This is a genomic window from Actinomyces urogenitalis DSM 15434 (genome assembly GCF_000159035.1).
Taxonomy (GTDB): Bacteria; Actinomycetota; Actinomycetes; order Actinomycetales; family Actinomycetaceae; genus Actinomyces; species Actinomyces urogenitalis.
In genome coordinates this window covers 1,069,457-1,086,843 of sequence record NZ_DS999574.1, presented here as the reverse complement: position 1 = coordinate 1,086,843, position 17,387 = coordinate 1,069,457, and the positions used below count along the sequence as shown (strand labels likewise).

Genomic DNA, 17,387 nt, shown 5'->3' with positions numbered 1-17,387 from the left:
GCGCCAGGCCGCTGGCTCCCGGCTCACAACAGGTCCGTGCGCCCCTCCTCGCGCAGGCGGTCAACCACGCCCTTGACCTCCTGGGCGTGCTGCGGCGTCGTGATGAGCAGGGCGTCAGGCGTGTCGACGACGACCAGTCCGGGTACCCCCAGCAGCGTCACCTTACGACCGGTGGTCGAGGCGACCAGTGCGCCGTCGCTTCCCCGGGCCTCGACGTCGGTCTCCTGGCCCGCCTCGGCCAGGGCGTCCAGCACCGCTGTGCCGGCCGCCGGACCCTGCTGACGGGCGGGAACGAGCTCAGCCAGCGCGTCGAAGCCACCGACGTCGTCCCACCCCATCGAGGCCGGGACGACGGCGACGCCCCCGGCCGCGGCCACGGGCTCGGCGATGGCGTGGTCGATGGCGATCTTCTCCAGCCCCGGCCACACGCGGGCCAGGGTCTCCTCGCGCTGCGGGGTGTCCCAGGCGGCGGCGATCTCCTCGACGCCGGCCGCAAGCCCCGGGCGCTGGCGGGCGAGGTGGTCCAGCAGCACTCCGGCCCGCGAGACGAACATGCCAGCGTTCCAGCGGTAGTCGCCGCTGGCCAGGTACTGCGCAGCCGTGGCGGCGTCCGGCTTCTCGGTGAAGCCCAGGACCACGCGACCGTCAGGCGCGCCGGCTACCGCGGTGCTCTGGCCGGCGTGGATGTAGCCGAAGGCGGTGGATGGCCCGGTGGCCTGGATACCGATGGTGACGACCCAGCCCTCCTGGGCCAGCGCGGCAGCCTGCAGGACCGCCTGGGCGAAGGCCTGCTCATCGGCGATGACGTGGTCCGCGGCGAAGGAGCCGACGAGGGCCTGGCGCCCGTGGCGCTGGGCGATGACCGCGGCCGCCAGACCGATGGCCGCCATGGAGTCGCGTGGGCTCGGCTCAGCCAGGAGGTTGGCGGCCGGGACCTGCGGCAGCTGGCCCGCCACGGCGTCCAGGTGCGCCACACCGGTGACCACGGTGACCGAGTCCGCCACGGGCTCCAGGCGGGCGACGGTGCCCTGGAGGAGGGTGCGTCCGGTGCCGGTGAGGTCAAGGAGGAACTTCGGCCGGTTGCGGCGGCTCAGTGGCCACAGCCGGGTTCCGGCGCCTCCGGCCGGGATGATCGCGTGGATACGGGGCGCGGTGTTGGGCTCAGTCACCTCTCCAGCGTAGGCGACCGCAGGCTAGAGCTCACGATATCGGGCCAGGTGCGCCTGCGCCCTGGCTTGGGCGCGGTGGTAGCGCCACAGGGTCAGGCGCGCCCGCAGCCCTCGCTTTCCGCCCGGCTCCGGCTCCGCCTCCTCCAGCGCCACCGGAGGCACGTAGTCGGGGTGGGCAGTGGAGTCGACCTCGAGGGTGCCGGTGAGCGACTGACGCGGCCAGGCCAGCGTGGCAGGCACCGAGAGCGTGACGTAGTTGGGGGTCTGGCCGGCATGCAGCTCGTCAGGGTGGTCAACGGCCTGGGGCCGCGGCGGATTGGCCATCCACGCACAGACGTACAGCACCACCCGGCTGGCCAGGTGGAGCCACAGGATGAGCACCACCAGCGCTGCGAAGGAGGCCAGCATGGGGTTGCTCGAGACTGAGCCCACTGCGCTGGTTCCCACCTGGCGCAGCGCTCCGAAGGCCAGCGCGCCGATCGCCGCACCAGCCACGAGGTCCCGGCGCGGCACACGTGGTCCGGACAGGCGGATGATCAGTGCCAGCACCCCGGCGTCAATGAGGAAGGACAGCGCGAGCGTGGCCGCCTTGACCCCTGGCCCCGACAGCCAGGAGGGCAGGAAGTCCATCGCTCCGGCTACCGCGCTGGTCAGGACCGAGGCCATGGCCGTGGCCAGCACCGCCACCATGATGACCAGGAAGCCGGCGAGGTTCGCCAGCTGGTTGACCACCGGGTTGTGGGGCAGAGTGACGATGCCGAACATGGCCCGTACCCCGTTCTTCAGCGCCCCCATCAGTCCCATCGCGGAGTAGAGCATGGTGAGCAGACCCAGGACGGAGCCGAGGTTGAGGGCGGAGTCGAGGGTGAGCTGGTCGATGCTCACCAGTCCGCCGCCGCTGCCATCGTCCACCACACCAGGCAGGAGGCTGCCGATGGAGTCGAGGACCGCGTCGCGGATCTGCGGGTGGCGGCCGATGGTCGCCATGAGGACGCTGACTCCGATGGCCAGTCCCGCGAAGACGGAGAACAGCCCGGTGTAGGCGATACCTCCGGCCAGCAGGCCACCGCGGACGTTGCCGTAACGCGCCAGCATCCGCCCTAGCCGGCTTCGGTTCCACCACTCCAGCACGGCCTGGACACGTTTCAGCACGCGCCCGACGGCGCCACGCGGCTCCTGGTCCTCAGCGCGCTCGGGCTCACCCCAGCCCTCCGGCGGAGTGTCGGGGGCGGAACGGTCCTGGGCACGAGCAGCATCCATCGAGGTCTCCTGGCAGAGTGGGGAGCGGGCACGGTCAGGTGGGCCAGCAGGAGGGTGGCCGCCCCACTCTAACGCCGGGCAGAGCAGGAGGGGACCACAGGCCGTACGGTCCCCGTCCTGATCTGGCAGGATGAAGCCATGTCCTACGAGAGCACATCCGCCCCCCACGACCCTGTCTTCTCCCCCGCACTGTCCCCCGACGAGGGAGTTGCTGCCGCCACCGCACTGTTCCACGAGGCCTTTGACTGTGAACCCGACGGCGTGTGGTACGCGCCGGGGCGGGTCAACGTTATCGGCGAGCACACGGACTACAACGGTGGGCTGGCCCTGCCCATCGCCCTGCCGCACCGAGCCCACATGGCGCTGCGTCGCCGTGAGGACCGCACCATCCGCCTGGTCTCGCCCCAGACGCGCGAGACGATCGACGTCCTCGACCTGGACCAGATCGGCCCCAAGGGCACCCCGGGCGAGGTCCGGCACTGGAACGCCTACGTCGCCGGCGTGGCCTGGGCCCTGGAGCAGGACGGGCTGGGACCGGTCAGCGGCTTCGACGCAGCGCTGTACTCCTGCGTGCCGCTGGGCGGCGGGCTGTCCTCCTCGGCGGCCCTGGAGGGAGCCACCGTCGTCGCGCTGGATGAGGTCAACGCCCTGGGACTGGCAGGAAGCGCTGAGGAGCCCAATGACGCCGGGCGCGAGCGGCTGGTGACCTCCTGCGTGCGCGCGGAGAACGAGATGGCCGGCGCCCCCACCGGAGGGATGGACCAGTCCGCCTCGTTGCGTTGCCAGGCCGGGCACGCCCTGGAGCTGGACTGCCGCAGCGGCCAGGTGCGTCAGGTCCCCCTCGACCTGGCGGGTGCAGGGCTCGCGTTGCTGGTGATCGATACCAAGGCCAAGCACTCCCACGCTGACGGCCAGTACGGCTCACGGCGCGCGGCCTGCGAGAAGGCTGCCTCGCTGCTCGGGGTGGACCTGCTGGTCGAGGTCTCACCCGAGGCCCTTCCCCAGGCGCTTGAGCGCCTGGAGGCCAGCGGCGAGGACGGCGCGGAGCTGGTCAAGCGCACCCGTCACGTAGTCACGGAGATCCAGCGAACCAAGGACCTGGTCGCTCTGCTCAGCGACGGCCAGGCGCTGGCCGGTGACAAGCTGGCCGAGGTCGGCACGCTGCTCAACGCCTCCCACGACTCCCTGCGCGATGACTACGAGTGCACCTGCCCCGAGCTCGACGTCGCCGTCGACGCTGCTCGCGCTGCCGGCGCGTACGGGGCCCGGATGACCGGTGGCGGCTTTGGCGGCTCCGCGATCGCGCTGGTGGACGCCGACGCCGTCGAGCAGGTGGCTCGCGCCGTCGTCCAGGCCTATGCCCGTGAAGGCTTCGGTGCCCCGGCCTTCCTGGACGCCGTGCCCTCCGCACCGGCTGGCCGCCTGGCCTGAGCCATCGCGATCTGTCCAGCCCGTGGGGCTCAGGGATGTGCCTGGCACATCCCTGAGCCCCACGGGTGATGAGTCTCAGGGGCAGCTCCTCCTCAAGGATGAGCCCTGGAGGGACGAGCGTTATTTATGCTGCCGCTGACTCCCGTCCCTTCTTGCCCTAGGTGGAGGCACCCGTGAAGCGTTACGTCCTGCCCGCCCTGAAGATCCTCATCGCCCTGGTCATCGCCGTGGCACTGACCAAGATCGCCTTCTTCCCCAGCCAGACAGAGGGTGCCTCCGCCGGCCCGACCCCAGGCTTCAGCGTCGGCACCCAGACGACGACCGCCACGCTCGGCGACATCTCCAACACCATCGACGTCAAGGGACAGATCGTCGAGGACGCCGCACTGGAGGCGCAGGCGACCCTGGAGGGCGTCATCGAGGGCTTCGCCGTGGACAAGGGAGCCACGGTCACTCAGGGGGCGCCGCTGCTGACGATCGTCAAGACCGAGGCGCAGGACCCTCAGGTCATCGAGGAGACCGATGAGGAGGGCATGGTCACCACGCGTGAGGTGCCCCAGCCAGACAAGGTCACGCGCGCCGTCGTCTACGCCCCGGCAGCCGGCGTCGTCTCCTTCAACGTCATCAAGGACCAGCAGACCAACGTCGGCATGGTGGTCGCTACCGTCGCACCGGGCACCTTCTCCGCCACCGGCACCATCACGCCCTCCCAGCAGTACCAGCTGACCAACGCTCCCACCACGGCCGAGCTCACGCTCGAGGGCGGCCCGGCGCCCTTCCAGTGCCAGGGGCTGAGCATCGGTACCAAGGCCAGGACCTCGACGACGACCGACCCGACCTCCGGAGACGTCACCACGACCACCGGTGACGGCACGAGCGTGGAGGTACGTTGCCCGGTACCGGGTGACCAGAAGGTCTTCCCCGGCCTGCCGGTGACGATCGGTATCGACGCCGGCTCAGCCACCGGGGCGCTGCTGGTGCCTGTCACCGCCGTCGAGGGCTCGACGACCAAGGGCAACGTCTGGGTGGTCACCGACCCCGAGGCGCCCGAGAAGGCCGAGAAGCGTGAGGTCATGCTCGGCATCAATGACGGCGTCAACATCCAGGTCACCGAGGGGCTGAGCGAGGGCGAGGAGATCCTCCTGTTCGTTCCGGGCAAGGACACCACCCGCACAGGTGAGCCCAACACCTGTGACGACTACGTCTGCTACGACGAGAACGGTCAGGAGATCCTGTGACCACCTCTGCCCCGACGCCGTCCTCACCGCCGGAGCCGCTGGAGGCGCAGGAGGCCACTGACCTGCTGCCGGCACCACCCGCCGGCCACGCGCCGGTACTCAGCCTGCGCGGCATTGCCCGCACCTTCGAGGTGCCCGACGCCGATCCGCTCCACATCCTGACCGACGTCAACCTGGACGTCTACCCCGGTGAGCACGTGGCCATCGTGGGGCGTTCGGGAACCGGAAAGTCGACGCTGCTCAACATCCTGGGCCTCATTGACCAGGCCAGCGCCGGCAGCTACCTGCTGGACGGGGTGGACACGGCGACGCTGGGCGAGTCCCGCCGGGCGCACCTGCGCGGGCGTACCTTCGGCTTCGTCTTCCAGACCTTCAACCTCATCCCCGGCCTGACCACCACGGAGAACGTGGCTGCGCCTCTGCTCTACGACCGGGGCCTGGCCTTCTGGGGCCGCACCGCCCGGGCCGAGGAGCTGCTGGAGGCAGTCGGCCTGAAGGACAAGATCGGTGGGCCTATCAACCGCCTGTCCGGAGGCGAGCAGCAGCGCGTGGCCATCGCACGTGCGCTGGCCCGCAAGCCTCGGATCATTCTGGCCGATGAGCCCACCGGCGCCCTGGACGTGGACACCGGCGCCTCGGTGATGAACCTGCTGGAGGCTCAGTGCGCGCAGACCGGCGCGGCTCTGATCATCATCACCCATGACCTGGCCGTGGCCAGCCGGGCGCGCACGCAGTACCGGCTGGAGGAGGGGCGCCTGACGCCCATCAGCGTGGAGCGTCGTACGCACGGCTCGCTCCAGACCCTGGAGGAGGTGCCAGCATGAACGGGTTCGTCACCGGCGTCGTCGGCGCCCTCGTTGAGGCCTGGGCCCAGCTGCGCATCGGCAAGCTGCGCGTCATGCTCTCCCTCATCGGCGTGGCCGTGGCGGTAGCCGCCATGACCTTCATCATCGCCTTCGGGCAGGTCTCCTCCGCGGTCCAGCAGGACCTGATGGAGAAGTGGGCCGGGCGCCCAGGCACGGTGCAGATCATGGTCTCGCCTGCCACCGGGACGCAGGACGGCTCCTCCGGCGTCCTGGACGCCGACGCCGCGGCTGGCCTGGAGGACCCGGCCCAGGACACCGGCACGGACACGAAGGCTCGTCTGGCCGCGGCCCGCACGGACTTTGTCAGCCGCTACGAGATCACGCGGTGGGCCACGAGCTACTCCCAGAACCTGCGTCTGAGCCTGGCGGACGGGCCTGCGGCGGTGTCCACCACCGTGGTCTCACCCGGTTACGGCCTCCTGCACCCCACCCAGCTGGCCGAGGGCCGCTGGTTCAGGGCCGAGGACGCTGACGACCTGTCCCCCAGCATCGTCGTCTCCCGCTCGCTGCTGACCCAGCTAGGCATCGACTCCCTCACCGAGCCGGTCCAGGTCACAGGCCTGGCACCGATGAAGGCCACCTACACGGTCGTGGGCGTCCTGCCCGCCGACCCCGACGGCGGTCAGTTCTGCACGAAGGGGGAGGACAGGGAGATGGTGTGCCGCGAGGAGCTCAAGGCCTTCGTCCTGGCCGAGCCCTTCGAGAGGCTCCTGCCCGCCACCGTCCAGCCTGAGGAGCCCACCTTCGAGGTGTGGGCGGGTGCCGGACGCAGCAAGGAGATGACCGCGCTGGCCAAGACCTACTTCGACGGCGTCTTCGGACGCGGGGCGACCAATGTCTACGACAACGACTTCGGCCAGTCCGAGGACTTCAACCGGGTCTTCACCCTGTCCGTGACCGGGGCCGGCGTCTTCATCATGGTCCTGGGCGCCCTAGGACTGATCAACATCTCCCTGGTCACCGTGCGCCAGCGCATCCACGAGATCGGTGTGCGCCGCTCCTTCGGGGCGACCAACCGGCGCATCTTCTTCTCCATCATGCTGGAGTCCGTGGTCGCCACGGTGGTGGCCGGCGTGGTCGGCATCATCATCGCCATCATCGCCATGCGCGTGATCCCCCTGGAGACCCTCATGCAGACCGAGATCACGAACCGCCCGCCCTTCCCGATGTCCGCGGCCTTCATCGGCCTGGCGGCAGCCAGCGGGGTCGGGGCGCTGGCCGGCATCATCCCGGCGATCGTGGCGGTGCGGATCCGCCCGATCGACGCCATCAGGATCTGACGGCCTCAGCCCCAGTCCTCCCGCAGCAGGCTAGAGACGCTACGACGGCGCGTGTGGCCCACGGCGGCGAGCGCTGCCCCGGCCAGGCACAGGGGCATCGAGGCGAGCCACAGTGCTGTGGCGGCCTCGCCGTCGAGCGCCCAGGAGGCGAGGACCGGGAACAGGGCCGCGGCGAGCATGATGACCAGGCCTGCGATGAGCATCCGCTTACCGCGGGTGTCAGTGCGCCGCGCGCGCTCCAGCTCCGCCTGCGCGAGGGTGGCAGCGCTGGTCTCGTTGCTCCTCATGGTCTCCTCGCCTTCGCCGGCCTCGGGATAGCACGATTCTATGACTTGCTTGCCTCTGGAGGAGGCGTGGGGCCACGTAGTCTGGTCGCATGCGAATCGCCACTGTCAACGTCAACGGCATCCGGGCCGCCGCCCGCAAGGGCATGGGGACCTGGCTGGAGGCCTCAGCTCCTGACGTCCTGCTGCTGCAGGAGGTGCGGGCGGACGAGGAGACGGCCGCGGCCCTGCTGCCCGGCTACTCCTCGCTGATCTGGCCCTGCCGGATCAAGGGGCGCGCTGGGGTGGGCGTCGCCGTGCGCGAGGGCGGGCCGGTCCGCCTGGGCGAGTCCCGCTACGGCGTGGCTGGCCAGGCCGAGGAGCCGGACGTGGACTCCGGGCGCTGGCTGGAGGTGGACCTGGCCGACGCCGATGCTCAGACCGTCCTCACCGTCGTGTCCGCCTACCTGCACTCGGGCCAGATCGGCACGGAGAAGATGGACCAGAAGTACGCCCACCTGGAGCTCGTCGATACCCGGATGGGTGAGCTCCTGGCCAGTGCCCAGGCCGGCGGGCCGCAGGTGGTCATGGCCGGTGACCTCAACGTGGTGCGCAGCGAGCGGGACATCAAGAACTGGAAGCCGAACCACAACAAGGTCGCCGGTGTCCTGGATGAGGAGATCGCGCACCTAGAGGGCTGGTTCGCCTCTGGGTGGGTGGACGTGGCTCGTCACCTCGAACCTGAGGCTCAGGGGCCCTACACCTGGTGGTCCCAGCGTGGCAAGGCCTTTGACAATGACGCCGGCTGGCGCATCGACTACCAGGTGGCGACCCCATCCCTCGCCGGCCGGGCGGTGAGCGCCGTCGTCGACCGCGCCGCCTCCTACGCCGAGCAGTGGAGCGACCACGCTCCGCTGGTGGTGGAGTACCAGCTCTAGGCGCAGCCACCCGCACGATCCAGCAGGCTGGCAGGCGCTGCGCTCAGGTGGCTCCTGGTGAGTAGGTGCCGGAAGAAGGGACTGGTATGAGGATCGTCCTCGCGCTGGGTGGCAACGCTCTGCTTCCTCGCGGCGCGACGCCCGACACGGCGATCCAGGTGGCCAAGGTACGCCTGGCGGTCGCTGCGCTGGCGCCGTTGGCCGCGCGCCACGAGCTGGTCATCACCCACGGCAACGGACCACAGGTCGGGCTGCTCGCGGCAGCCACAGCCTCCTCGGACCTACCGGCGAATGTCTACCCGCTGGACACCCTGGTGGCTCAGACCCAGGGCATGATCGGCTTCTGGATCACCCAGGCGCTGTCTGACGCCCTGCCCGGGCGTGCGGTGGCGGGGCTGCTCACGCGCACCCTCGTCGACCCCGCTGACCCGGCGATGGCCCAGCCCACCAAGTTCGTGGGCGCGGTGCTCAGCGAGGAGGAGTCGCGGCTGCTGGCCGCCGAGCGCGGCTGGACGATGGCGCGCGACGGTGAGCACTGGCGCCGCGTGGTCCCCTCCCCTGAGCCCCGCTCCGTGCTCGAGGCCGACGTCGTCGCCCGCCTGCTCGACCAGGGCGCCGTCGTCGTGTGCACCGGTGGCGGGGGCGTTGCCGTGCGCACCTGGGAGGACGGGACGCACGAGGGCGTGGAGGCAGTGGTGGACAAGGACCTGGCCTCCGCGGTGCTGGCCGAGCAGATCGGGGCCGAGCTGCTCATTGTGCTCACGGATGTGCCCGGCGTGGTGGAGGGCTACGGGACCGCCGAGGCACAGCTGCTGGAGCAGGTGACTCCGGCCCGGCTACGGGCCCTCGGGCTGCCGGAGGGGTCGATGGGCCCCAAGGCGCGGGCGTGTGCCTCCTTCGTCGAGCGCACCGGCGGGCGCGCTGTCATCGGGGCGCTGGGCCAGGCCGCTCAGATCGTGGCGGGACGGGCCGGGACCCAGGTGGTGCCTGGCTGAGCCGGCCATGGCCACCTGGCCCTGCCTGGCCGAGAGGACGAGCGGCGCCGTCGTCCCTCAGCGCAGGAACGACGGCGCCGCCTGTTTCTCAGGCTTGTCTCAGGCCTGCCGCTCAGCCGTCTCGACGACGTTGGCCAGCAGCAGGGCGCGAGTCATGGGTCCCACTCCCCCGGGGTTCGGTGAGAGCCACGAGGCGACCTGGTCCACGCCGTCGGCCACGTCTCCCATGATCCGGCCCTTACCGGTGGCCGGGTCCACGACGCGGCTCACGCCCACGTCCAGGACGACGGCGCCGGGCTTGACCATGTCAGGGCTGATGATCCCGGCCGAGCCGGCGGCGGCGATGACGACGTCAGCGCGGCGCACGTGCTCAGCCAGGTCCGCGGTGCCGGTGTGGCAGACGTCGACGGTGGCGTTGACGTCCTTGCGCATGAGCAGCAGGCCGATGGAGCGGCCCACGGTCACGCCTCGACCCACGACGCACACGTCCTTGCCCGCCAGAGCGATCCCGTGACGGGTGATGAGCTCGATGCAGGCACGCGGGGTACACGGCAGAGGCGAGGTGATCGGCTCAGAGCCACGCAGGACCAGGCGCCCGAGGTTGGTCGGGTGGAGGCCGTCCGCGTCCTTGTCCGGGTCGATCCGCTCCAGGATGGCGTTGGTGTCCACGCCCTTGGGAAGCGGCAGCTGGACGATGTAGCCGGTGCAGGCAGGGTCGGCGTTGAGACGATCGACCGCTGCCTCGATCTCGGCCTGGGTGGCGCTGGCCGACAGGTCCACCCGGATGGAGGCGATACCGACCTCGGCGCAGTCGGCGTGCTTGCCGGCCACGTACTTGACGCTACCGGGGTCCTCACCCACTAGGACGGTCCCGAGCCCCGGGGTGATACCGCGCTCCCGCAGGGCGTCCACACGCTCCTTGAGCTCGGCCTTGATGACGGCCGCGGTGGCCTTGCCGTCCAGGACCTGGGCGGCGCCGGTCCAGGGGGCCCTCACTGGTCCAGCCCCGGGTAGAGCGGGAAGGCCTCGGTCAGGGCCTGGACGCGGGCGCGCAGGCCAGCGAGCAGCTCGTCGTCGGCCGCGCCGGCGGCACCGGCCACGAGGGCGGTGGCGATGATGTCCGCGACCTCGGTGAACTCGGTGGCGCCGAAGCCGCGGGTGGCCAGCGCCGGGGTACCGATACGCAGTCCCGAGGTGACGCGGGCCGGACGCGGGTCGAAGGGGACCGCGTTGCGGTTGACGGTGATGCCAGCGGCGTGGAGGAGGTCCTCGGCCTGCTGGCCGTCCAGGGCAGAGTCACGCAGGTCAACGAGGACCAGGTGGACGTCAGTACCGCCGGTGACCAGCGTGATGCCGGCCTTGGCCACGTCCTCGCGCAGGAGACGCTCGGCCAGGATCGCGGCGCCCTCGACGGTGCGGCGCTGGCGGTCCTTGAACTCCTCGGTGCCGGCGACCTTCATGGCCACCGCCTTGGCGGCGACGACGTGCATGAGCGGGCCACCCTGCTGGCCGGGGAAGACGGCGGAGTTGAGCTTCTTGCCCAGCTCCTCACCGCGCGAGGAGATGATCATGCCCGAGCGCGGGCCGCCGAGGGTCTTGTGGACCGTGGTGGACACGACGTCGGCGAAGGGGACGGGGCTGGGGTGAAGGCCCGCGGCGACGAGTCCGGCGAAGTGGGCCATGTCCGTCCACAGGTAGGCACCGACCTCGTCCGCGATGGAGCGGAAGGCCTCGAAGTCGAGGTGGCGGGGGTAGGCGGACCAGCCGGCGATGATGACCTTGGGGCGCTCGCGCAGGGCGGCCTCGCGCACCTGGTCCATCTCGATGCGGTGGGTGTGTTCGTCCACGCCGTAGGCGGTGGCGTTGTACAGGCGGCCCGAGAAGTTGATCTTCATGCCGTGGGTGAGGTGGCCACCATGGGGCAGGGCCAGGCCGAGGATGGTGTCACCCGGCTGCGCCAGGGCGTGAAGGACCGCGGCGTTAGCCTGGGCGCCGGAGTGGGGCTGGACGTTGGCGTAGTCACCACCGAAGACCTTCAAGGCACGCTCGATAGCGAGCGACTCGGCGACGTCGACGACCTCGCAGCCGCCGTAGTAGCGCTTGCCGGGGTAGCCCTCGGCGTACTTGTTGGTCAGGACCGAGCCCTGGGCCTGGAGGACCGCGCGGGGAACGAAGTTCTCCGAGGCGATCATCTCCAGGGTCTCGCGCTGGCGGGCGAGCTCGCCGTCCAGGACGGCGGCGATCTCAGGGTCGAGCTCGGCCAGCGGCATGGCGTTGAGTGAGGTGGCGGCGGGACCAGTCATGGTTCTCCTCGGTGCGTTGTCTGAGCGCGGCGTACCGCGCGGGGCGTCGACCTCGGCCCAGGCGGGCGACCAGGTACAGGTGCGTGCTCGTGGCCGGGTACGGCAGGCCTCCAGCCAGGCTGGTGGACGGCCAGGCCGTGAGCACGATCGCCGCTCCCCGGTGGTGGTCCACCCAAACGCCAGTCACGACGACGGGGCCATGGTACGTCCAAGAGCGCAGGCGAGGGTGAGAAGTCTCAGCACCTCGCCTGCGCAGATCCCCGCTGACGCGGGGTGAACGGTGTCGCCGTTACGTTATGCCGGCTCATCCCAGCTCGCGCCAGGTCATATCGTGGCACCCGAACGACGAAGGAGTCCCTATGAACCTGTCGAGCACTGCCGCCGCAGCCTGGGCGAAATCTGGCTACAACCCTGAGCGCGAAAGATGGCTTCCACTTCCGATCCATCTTCTTGATACGGCCGCCGTCTCCCGCCACCTCGCCAAGAACTGGCTCTCCCCATCGATCTGTTCGATCATCGACCGCGAGTTCGCCACGTCCCCATCTGGCCTGTCCCCTTCTGAGGAGTTCACTGCCTTAGCCGCATGGATCTCGGGCGTCCATGACATCGGCAAGGCCTCCCCCGCGTTCGCCAGCAAGGTTCCTGAGCTGTACGACCGCATGTGCGAGTCCGGATTCGAGCGCGTCCCAGTAGATCCACTCGAGCGCCGTAAAGTCCCCCACGGTCTAGCCGGACATCGCATCTTTCAGCAATGGCTGGAGAACGTTCACGGATGGTCCTTCGAGTCCGCCGAGGCACTGGCCTGCATAGTCGGAGCTCACCATGGCATCCCGCCCACGTACGCCAGCCTGCAGGAGAGCGAGGGACGCGAGCCGCTCATCGGCACCGGCACGTGGACCACGGTCCAGAACGAGCTGCTCGAGCTGGTGACGGAGCACTGCGAGGTCAGCTCATTACTTGCCCACTGGTCTAAGCGCACGTGGTCCCAGCCGTTCCTGGTCATTCTGTCCGGTCTGGTCATCGTTGCTGACTGGCTGGCCTCCACTGAAGACTATTTCCCTCTTGTCTCTGCCGACGACGACGGCCGAGACCTTCTTGCCCCTGACCGACACCGCCAGCGCGTCACACAAGGACTGGCCCGAATCGAGCTTCCGGCACCATGGAGGCCCAGGGACGAGGAGGCTGGCGTCAGCGACACCCTGAGACACCGGTTCTCACTGCCGGAAGGGTCCACGGCCACCGAGGTTCAGACTCGTGCCGTCGAGATGGCCCGAACGATGCCCATGCCAGGCATGCTCATCATCGAGGACTCCACCGGTGGTGGGAAGACCGAGGCTGCACTCATGGCGGCAGAGGTGCTCGCCGCGCGCAGCGGACGTGCAGGGGTGCTCTTCGCCCTTCCCACCCAAGCCACTACAGACGCCATGTTCGCCCGAGAGTTGTCCTGGTTGGAGAGCCTGGAGGAGGCATATGCCTCTGACGGCGCTCCATCGACCTTCGCGGTCCAGCTCATTCACGGCCGTGCGCGTCTGAACAAGCAGGCAGGTCAGCTCCGCCGCCGCGGATATGAGCTGCGCAGCCAGCTTCTCGGTTCCCTTGGTGGGGACGACTCGACACTCCCCCACCCCTGTCAGATCGGCTGGGACGAGATCGAGGCGCGCGCCGGTCGCGAGCTCGACAGCTCCCACGGCAGGCGCGCAGATATCGCGATCGGCGCGTGGTTTAACGGACGCAAGAAGGCCATGCTGGCTGACTTCGTCGTCACCACCGTTGATCACCTCCTTTTCGGCGCGATGCGGTCCCCACACCTGGCACTGCGTCATCTTGGTCTCTCCCGCAAAGTGGTCATCGTGGACGAGGTCCACTCCTACTCCACACACATGAACGTCTACCTTGACCGCGCTCTGACGTGGCTCGCCGCTTACGGGGTACCTGTCATCCTGCTCTCGGCGACACTCTCGCAGGCGCGCTGCGCCGAGCTCACCTCCGCTTACCGGCACGGGCTTGCCCTAGCCGACGGTCAGCGGGTGCCACGACACCCGTCCCCAGATCCTCTGAGCACGCCCTTCCCCTGTCTGGTCTCCACCGGACTGGCAGGATCCCGCGTCGTCGGTTCCTCATCGGCCGGTCGTACGGCCCGCGTGCACGTTGATCGGCTCGGACGGGACCAGCTCGTTCCCACCCTGCGTATGGCACTGTCCGACGGCGGGTGCGCACTCGTCGTCAGGAACACAGTGCGCCGTGCGCAGGAGACCTACGAGCTGCTGCGCTCAGAGCTCGGAGAGGAGGTGAGCGTCCACCACGCACGGTTCACGGTCGGTGACAGGCTCGCCAAGGACGACGAGCTGCTGAAGAAGTTCGGCCCTCCCCGCAGCGGCCCTGACCGTCCCCATCGCGCCGTCGTCGTAGCAACGCAGGTCGTCGAGCAGTCTCTCGACGTCGACTTCGACCTGCTCATCACCGATCTGGCGCCGATCGATCTGATCCTCCAGCGCATGGGACGTCTTCATCGCCATGAACGACCTCGACCCGCAAGCCTGACAGAGGCGACCTGCCTCGTTGACTGGCTGCCGACGCCGACATCGGAGAGCCCCTCCTTGGAGGGCGGCGCTCAGGCGATCTACGGCTCCCTGGACCTGCTGCGCAGCGCTGCCGTGCTGCACAAGGTCATGGAAGGACCAGGAGAAGTACGCATCCCGCAGGACGTGCACGCCCTGATCGAGGGTGTCTACGGAGAGCTGGTATCCACTCCTCCAGCCTGGGACAAAGCGCTCGCGGAAGCCGCGAGCAAGGCTGACGAGCTCAAGAGAGCGAAGACCGATGCCGCACGGACCTTCCTCCTGTCATCACCTCCACGCGCGTCCTGCGCATCGTCGCTGATCGGATGGCTGCATTCCGCAGCCTTAGACAATGATGAGAAGGGGCGTGCCCAGGTACGCGACGGCGAGGACTCTCTCGAGGTCATCCTCATCGACGCTCGACGGCAGGGCGGGCAGGTCGGTCTCTACACGCTGCCGACGGCAGGAGCACCGGCTCTCCCGATTCCTGACGACGACGCTCCTGAGCCCAAAGTCGCACGAGCTATGGCGATGTCCGCGGTACGGCTACCTCCTCGGCTCTCCAACCCTCGCGTGATCGACACCGTGATCTCCGAACTCGAGACACGGCTCGTACCTGCCTGGCAGAGTATTCCTGAGCTTGCTGGCCAGCTAGTCCTCCCCCTGGAACACGGCCGAGCCACCCTGGCAGGCATCACGCTCGAGTACTCCTCGTCTACGGGTCTCAAGGAGGTCTCACCCCGATGACACCGAGCTTCAATCTTCTTGACGAACCCTGGATCCGCGTGACCTGGCTGAGCGGTGAGTCAGAAGAGGTATCGCTGCTGACGCTGTTTCGCGACGCTACACAGATCGAGGGCATTCACGGCGAGATCGCCAGCCAGAACATCGCCATCCTTCGGCTACTCCTGGCGATCTGCCACAGGACGATGGACGGACCAGAGGATCTCGAGGTCTGGAGAGAATACTGGAGCTCGCCAGGAAGCCTCGGACAGGACGCATCGACCTACCTGGAGCGGTTCCGCAGTCGCTTCGATCTGCGCGATCCCGAGCAGCCGTTCTTCCAGGTTGCCGGTATCCACACTGCTTCAGGGAAGAGCTCCGGCCTAGAGTCATTAATCGCAGACATCCCGAACGGGCATCCGTTCTTCACCACCCGGATGGGTGAGGGCTTGTCCCAGATGACCTGGGCCGAGGCAGCACGTTGGCTCATCCATGTCCATGCTTTCGATCCTTCAGGAATCCGTTCTGGCGCCGTTGGGGACCCTCAGGTAAGAAATGGGAAGGGATATCCCATCGGACCAGGTTGGACGGGACAGATCGGGACGATCACGCTGGCTGGCGACAACCTCGAGCAGACGCTCTTGCTCAACACCGTGGTGTGCAACTGCGTCGAAGGGCTGCAGGAAGTCGACCTGTCGCGAGACCTACCGCCGTGGGAGCGCCCCGCAGACGGACCGGGAGGGTCCGCGTCAAAGCAGCCCACTGGACCAGTGTCCTGCTACACGTGGCAAACCCGACGCGTTCTTCTCCACGGCAAGGAGGAGGTTACCTCCCTGTTCCTCGGCAATGGAGACAAGGCGACGCCACAAAACCGGCAGCACGTCGAGCCCCTCACAGCCTGGCGCTACTCAGAGCCCCAGAGTCAGAAGGCCAAGGCGACGGTCTACATGCCTCGCAAGCTCCCAACGGATCGCGCGATGTGGCGTGGTCTCCCGACGGTCGTCCCGCATCTCAGCCCGATGGTGTCGACCAAAGCCGGGGGCCAGGTCAGTCGCTTCCTCCCGCCGGCAGTGATCACGTTCTATCAGCGGCTCATGTATCAGCGCGTCATTCCGCCTCGCAAGCTTCTACCAATCCACGCCGTCGGTATGGAATACGGCGCCCAGGAGGCCGTGATTACTGAGCTCGTCGAGGACACTCTTCATGTGCCCTCGGCCCTGCTCGGCCGGGACAACACACGGCTCCTGACCCTGGTGAGCGACGCTATTGAGGTCACTGAGCAGGCGGCGGGAACACTGAGAAACCTCGCGGCCAACCTGGACCGTGCTGCTGGCGGAAGCCCCGATACTAGTTCTGCCGCCCGTCAACGGGCTGGAGCGCAGTTCTACCAAGCCATTGATGAGCGCTTCCCCCGGTGGCTCGCTGACATCGCAGACGCGGACCCCGAGTCCGTTGCCGAGCAATGGCGGGAGGTCCTTCGCTCGGAGGCACATCGCCAGGCTGAGCATCTCGCACAGAACGCACCCAGCACGGCATTCACAGGCCGCGGGGACGGAACATCCCGCATGGACGTCGGTCGAGCGCTGTTCTTCTTCCGCAGAAAGCTCGCAGAAGTCCTGCCGAGGCCAGGCTCCCAGATCCCCGCAGCCCATGACGATGAAAGGGCAGATCAATGACAGCACCCATCTCAGACCCTCAGCCCTCCGAGAGCACCAGCGGCCCGTCGGATTCCGCCACACGGCGCCGCCGACCACTGCGCCGGGAAGGTTCCCTGGTCGAAAGGCGGCTGGGCGGACCACGAGGCCTCCAGCAGCGCTACTGCGGCGGAGAGTCCTCCGGCAGAGCAGAGCTCGCTGCCTTGCGTCGGGCGGCCCGCATGCCCCCTGGTGCGTTGCCCGAGGTGTGGGCGCTCACCGAGTGCCCGGTGCCACCCGGACACGGCGACGCTCCGACGAGAGAAGAAATCGCTGTTCACACGGCGATGACTCTCTATGGTATCCACCAGCAGTCACGCACTGAACCGATGCATGTTCCTGGCCGAGGCCTCGGCCAGGCCGCCCGCACCCTGATCGGGCCTCCTGACGACGAGCTGTCCTCTGCCAGAGCACGTTTCAACGCACTCGTGACCTCGACGACGACGAGCGAACTGACGCATCACCTTCAGGCGTTCGTCTCGCAGCTGCGCGCTCGCCGTATTCCACTCGACTACGCAGCGCTAGCTGACGAGCTTGTTCGTTTCCAACAAGCGGACGGCGCCAAGACTGTCCGACTCACCTGGGCGAGGCAGTACGCCGGCCTTGAGCACACCCCTACCCCTGACAACACCGATTCCACTGACTCCCACTCAACCTTGGAGCACTGAT

14 protein-coding genes and 1 riboswitch are annotated in these 17,387 nt (G+C 68.6%); of the genes, 9 read left to right on the top strand and 5 right to left on the bottom strand.

Going from position 1 to position 17,387, the window contains the following annotated elements:
* Positions 1 to 23: 23 nt before the first annotated feature.
* Positions 24 to 1,169, bottom strand: a complete 1,146-nt coding sequence (locus HMPREF0058_RS04685) for a mannose-1-phosphate guanylyltransferase (RefSeq protein ID WP_006548559.1) — start codon at positions 1,167 to 1,169, stop codon at positions 24 to 26.
* A gap of 24 nt (positions 1,170 to 1,193) precedes the next feature.
* Positions 1,194 to 2,321, bottom strand: coding sequence for a YihY/virulence factor BrkB family protein (locus HMPREF0058_RS04680; RefSeq protein WP_081449182.1), 1,128 nt, complete (start codon positions 2,319 to 2,321; stop codon positions 1,194 to 1,196).
* Positions 2,322 to 2,567: 246 nt separating this feature from the next.
* Between HMPREF0058_RS04680 and galK the strand changes: the two genes are divergently transcribed.
* The 4 genes from galK to HMPREF0058_RS04660 all read left to right on the top strand — a co-directional run bounded on the left by galK (position 2,568) and on the right by HMPREF0058_RS04660 (position 7,244).
* Positions 2,568 to 3,860, top strand: a complete 1,293-nt coding sequence (galK, locus tag HMPREF0058_RS04675) for a galactokinase (RefSeq protein ID WP_006548557.1) — start codon at positions 2,568 to 2,570, stop codon at positions 3,858 to 3,860.
* A gap of 173 nt (positions 3,861 to 4,033) precedes the next feature.
* Positions 4,034 to 5,098: an efflux RND transporter periplasmic adaptor subunit gene (locus HMPREF0058_RS04670; RefSeq protein WP_040319524.1), complete on the top strand. Its 1,065-nt coding sequence runs from the start codon at positions 4,034 to 4,036 to the stop codon at positions 5,096 to 5,098.
* A gap of 38 nt (positions 5,099 to 5,136) precedes the next feature.
* On the top strand, positions 5,137 to 5,922 hold the full coding sequence (locus tag HMPREF0058_RS04665) for an ABC transporter ATP-binding protein (protein ID WP_169305822.1): 786 nt from the start codon (positions 5,137 to 5,139) through the stop codon (positions 5,920 to 5,922).
* Positions 5,919 to 7,244: an ABC transporter permease gene (locus tag HMPREF0058_RS04660; protein WP_006548554.1), complete on the top strand. Its 1,326-nt coding sequence runs from the start codon at positions 5,919 to 5,921 to the stop codon at positions 7,242 to 7,244. Before HMPREF0058_RS04665 ends, HMPREF0058_RS04660 begins: the two co-directional genes overlap by 4 nt.
* Positions 7,245 to 7,249: 5 nt before the next feature.
* Here the strand turns inward: HMPREF0058_RS04660 and HMPREF0058_RS04655 are convergent, their stop codons facing one another.
* A complete protein-coding gene (locus HMPREF0058_RS04655) occupies positions 7,250 to 7,531 on the bottom strand; it encodes a hypothetical protein (RefSeq protein ID WP_006548553.1) in 282 nt (93 codons plus the stop codon).
* 89 nt (positions 7,532 to 7,620) lie between these two features.
* Between HMPREF0058_RS04655 and HMPREF0058_RS04650 the strand changes: the two genes are divergently transcribed.
* Together HMPREF0058_RS04650 and HMPREF0058_RS04645 are read left to right on the top strand one after the other, a co-directional pair.
* The gene (locus HMPREF0058_RS04650) at positions 7,621 to 8,445 is read left to right on the top strand and encodes an exodeoxyribonuclease III (RefSeq protein WP_006548552.1); all 825 of its coding nucleotides are present in this window, start codon (positions 7,621 to 7,623) and stop codon (positions 8,443 to 8,445) included.
* Between the two features lie 86 nt (positions 8,446 to 8,531).
* The gene (locus tag HMPREF0058_RS04645) at positions 8,532 to 9,440 is read left to right on the top strand and encodes a carbamate kinase (protein ID WP_006548551.1); all 909 of its coding nucleotides are present in this window, start codon (positions 8,532 to 8,534) and stop codon (positions 9,438 to 9,440) included.
* A 99-nt stretch (positions 9,441 to 9,539) separates the two neighbouring features.
* Here HMPREF0058_RS04645 and HMPREF0058_RS04640 read toward each other — a convergent pair whose 3' ends face one another.
* Together HMPREF0058_RS04640 and glyA are read right to left on the bottom strand one after the other, a co-directional pair.
* Positions 9,540 to 10,436, bottom strand: a complete 897-nt coding sequence (locus tag HMPREF0058_RS04640; RefSeq protein WP_006548550.1) for a bifunctional methylenetetrahydrofolate dehydrogenase/methenyltetrahydrofolate cyclohydrolase — start codon at positions 10,434 to 10,436, stop codon at positions 9,540 to 9,542.
* A complete protein-coding gene (glyA, locus tag HMPREF0058_RS04635) occupies positions 10,433 to 11,743 on the bottom strand; it encodes a serine hydroxymethyltransferase (protein ID WP_034237042.1) in 1,311 nt (436 codons plus the stop codon). Before glyA ends, HMPREF0058_RS04640 begins: the two co-directional genes overlap by 4 nt.
* Positions 11,744 to 11,864: 121 nt before the next feature.
* A riboswitch (ZMP/ZTP riboswitch) is annotated at positions 11,865 to 11,940 on the bottom strand.
* 162 nt (positions 11,941 to 12,102) lie between these two features.
* On the opposite strand from glyA, the gene HMPREF0058_RS04630 reads away from it, so the two are divergent.
* Genes HMPREF0058_RS04630 through casB form a run of 3 tightly spaced genes read left to right on the top strand, consistent with a single transcriptional unit; the run spans position 12,103 to position 17,386 of the window.
* The gene (locus tag HMPREF0058_RS04630) at positions 12,103 to 15,048 is read left to right on the top strand and encodes a CRISPR-associated helicase/endonuclease Cas3 (RefSeq protein ID WP_006548548.1); all 2,946 of its coding nucleotides are present in this window, start codon (positions 12,103 to 12,105) and stop codon (positions 15,046 to 15,048) included.
* Complete coding sequence (gene casA, locus HMPREF0058_RS04625) at positions 15,045 to 16,700, top strand: type I-E CRISPR-associated protein Cse1/CasA (RefSeq protein ID WP_006548547.1); 1,656 nt, start codon at positions 15,045 to 15,047, stop codon at positions 16,698 to 16,700. Before HMPREF0058_RS04630 ends, casA begins: the two co-directional genes overlap by 4 nt.
* The gene (gene casB / locus HMPREF0058_RS04620) at positions 16,697 to 17,386 is read left to right on the top strand and encodes a type I-E CRISPR-associated protein Cse2/CasB (RefSeq protein ID WP_034237044.1); all 690 of its coding nucleotides are present in this window, start codon (positions 16,697 to 16,699) and stop codon (positions 17,384 to 17,386) included. The genes casA and casB overlap by 4 nt, the downstream gene beginning before the upstream one ends.
* The last annotated feature ends 1 nt before the right edge of the window (position 17,387 follow it).

What these genes read in the sequence shown, in the direction of transcription:
- galK (WP_006548557.1), top strand. Translation starts at nt 2,568, where the DNA reads ATGTCCTACGAGAGCACATCCGCCCCCCACGACCCTGTCTTCTCCCCC.
- HMPREF0058_RS04660 (WP_006548554.1), top strand. Translation starts at nt 5,919, where the DNA reads ATGAACGGGTTCGTCACCGGCGTCGTCGGCGCCCTCGTTGAGGCCTGG.
- HMPREF0058_RS04655 (WP_006548553.1), bottom strand. Translation starts at nt 7,531, where the DNA reads ATGAGGAGCAACGAGACCAGCGCTGCCACCCTCGCGCAGGCGGAGCTG.
- HMPREF0058_RS04650 (WP_006548552.1), top strand. Translation starts at nt 7,621, where the DNA reads ATGCGAATCGCCACTGTCAACGTCAACGGCATCCGGGCCGCCGCCCGC.
- HMPREF0058_RS04645 (WP_006548551.1), top strand. Translation starts at nt 8,532, where the DNA reads ATGAGGATCGTCCTCGCGCTGGGTGGCAACGCTCTGCTTCCTCGCGGC.
- glyA (WP_034237042.1), bottom strand. Translation starts at nt 11,743, where the DNA reads ATGACTGGTCCCGCCGCCACCTCACTCAACGCCATGCCGCTGGCCGAG.
- HMPREF0058_RS04630 (WP_006548548.1), top strand. Translation starts at nt 12,103, where the DNA reads ATGAACCTGTCGAGCACTGCCGCCGCAGCCTGGGCGAAATCTGGCTAC.
- casA (WP_006548547.1), top strand. Translation starts at nt 15,045, where the DNA reads ATGACACCGAGCTTCAATCTTCTTGACGAACCCTGGATCCGCGTGACC.
- casB (WP_034237044.1), top strand. Translation starts at nt 16,697, where the DNA reads ATGACAGCACCCATCTCAGACCCTCAGCCCTCCGAGAGCACCAGCGGC.